This is a genomic window from Gluconobacter sp. P1D12_c, from assembly GCF_018812105.1.
Classification (GTDB): Bacteria; Pseudomonadota; Alphaproteobacteria; order Acetobacterales; family Acetobacteraceae; genus Gluconobacter; species Gluconobacter oxydans_A.
On sequence record NZ_JACSIQ010000100.1, the window covers coordinates 1 to 712 of the forward strand.

General features: G+C 56.6%; 2 protein-coding genes. One reads left to right on the forward strand and one right to left on the reverse strand.

Features of this window, described 5'->3' with window-relative positions:
* A partial coding sequence (locus tag KP705_RS15740; protein WP_215764875.1) for a DUF4158 domain-containing protein occupies positions 1–310 on the reverse strand: 310 nt, incomplete at its 3' end.
* 156 nt (positions 311–466) lie between these two features.
* Between KP705_RS15740 and KP705_RS15745 the strand changes: the two genes are divergently transcribed.
* On the forward strand, positions 467–712 hold a 246-nt coding region (locus KP705_RS15745; RefSeq protein WP_215764877.1), incomplete at its 3' end, for a recombinase family protein.

The window sequence follows — 712 nt, forward strand, 5'->3', positions numbered from 1 at the left end:
GATGGGATCGACGGGTTTCGTCACGACGTCCGTAATGGGACCAGAGCCCAGGGGACAGGTCGAGCTGCCGCGCAACAAATGACAGAATGGGAGCCGGTGGTGTTTCACCAGATTCCAGCACCCGTCCCGGCCAGCGCATGTAGAGCATGACCATCGTGAAACCCAATCGGGAGGTTTCTCCGCGGCGGGTTGCGATCAGATCGAAGTCATCCTGGCTGAGTGTAAAATGTCTCGTGATCTCGCGATCATCGACAGAAGGCTCGTAATGTCGGGCGAGAGCTTCACGGGTCAGAAGACGGCGCCGCGCCATGATCGGATGTCTCCTTCATGTGTCCGGAAGGGGATCGTTGGACGGACTGTCCCGGACAAGTGCAACACGTCATGGAATACAGCCGTGTGCTGTGTCTCATAAAGGTGGTACCATATGTTTTGCAGTCATGGGGCCTTATACGTTACACTTTCCCGTATGACACACATAATGATCGGCTATGCCCGCTGCTCGACGGACAAACAGGATCTCGCGGCCCAGCATCAGGAACTGCTCAAACTCGGTGTTTCTGCCGATCGTATTTACACCGACAAGGGCTTCACCGGCACGAACCGGGAAAGGGCCGGCCTTGACCAGGCACTGGCGGCTGTTCGTAGTGGCGATACTTTGGTCGTACCAAAGCTTGATCGACTGGCCCGCTCTGTCCCTGATGCACGGCTTATT